This window comes from Nocardiopsis sp. B62, from assembly GCF_018070675.1.
Taxonomy (GTDB): Bacteria; Actinomycetota; Actinomycetes; order Streptosporangiales; family Streptosporangiaceae; genus Nocardiopsis; species Nocardiopsis prasina.
The window spans coordinates 1-958 of record NZ_JAGPXK010000058.1; the positions used below are offsets into that span (position 1 = coordinate 1).

The window sequence follows — 958 nt, forward strand, 5'->3', positions numbered from 1 at the left end:
CCGTCGGGGGCGATGGGGTCCAGGACCGCGTGCAGGGTTTCGGCTTCGGGCGCGGAATAGCAGGTGGTCAGTCCGGACCAGGCCGAGGTGATGCTGTTGCCGGTCTGGCTGATGGACTCGCCGATGGTGCGCAGCCCGGAGGCCATGGAGTTCACGTACTCGGGTGTGACCGTGGGTTCGGGGAAGGTCAGGGGGTAGATGACTTCCTCGGCGTCGATCAGGCTCTCTTTTTGTTCCTTGACGGTTTTGGGTGCGGCGGGGGTGGTTCCGGGGTCTCCGGGGATCACGAGAGGGCACTCCGAACGAGGCGAGCGAGGGGAAAGGAGAGAGAGGGGGTGGGGCAGACCCTGTACGGGGACCACGGGGCCAAGGGGCCACGGGGTCAGGGGGCCACGGGGTCAGGGGGCGGGGGTGAGGGGGTTAGAGGAGGGTGGCGCCGTCGGGTGGTGGCGCTGGGGTGGGTTCGGGGATGGTGCCGGCGGTGCTTTGGGCTTCAGCGGCCATCTCGCGGTCGCCTTCCATGTAGAAGGTGGTGGCGTCGCTGGTGCCTTCCAGAGCGGAGGCGGTCAGGGAGAGCATGTCGCCGAGTTTGCCGAAGTGGTGTTCGGCGAACTCGCCCAGGGCGATCCCGATAGGTGGGCTGTTGATGTGGGTGTTCAGTCCCGTGATGCGGGTTTCGAGTTGGGCCATGTGGCCGAGTAGGCCCTCGGTTCCGCCTTCCTCGCCGATGTGCTCGCTGGTCTGGGTCAGGACGACACCGACCTGTTGGGCGTCCACATCCCAACTACCCACGGGACCCTCCGAACGCCTCGGGGCGGAACACACCCTCATCCGCTTCCAGGTCCATGACCGGGTCGGGCTCCAGGACCTGGGTGGTCTGGACGGTGTACTGCATCCGGTTCAGGGCCGTGTTGAGCCGGTGGAAATCGAAGCGGGCGCGGGTGTGCATCTGCTCGGC

General features: G+C 67.0%; 1 protein-coding gene and 1 pseudogene. Both read right to left on the reverse strand.

Translation table 11 applies throughout. From position 1 onward, the window contains the following. Positions 1-287, reverse strand: a pseudogene (locus KBX21_RS26250) (hypothetical protein); the annotation flags it as partial. A gap of 133 nt (positions 288-420) precedes the next feature. Next, positions 421-792, reverse strand: a complete 372-nt coding sequence (locus KBX21_RS26255) for a DUF6507 family protein (protein ID WP_307869293.1) — start codon at positions 790-792, stop codon at positions 421-423. Between the last annotated feature and the right edge of the window lie 166 nt (positions 793-958).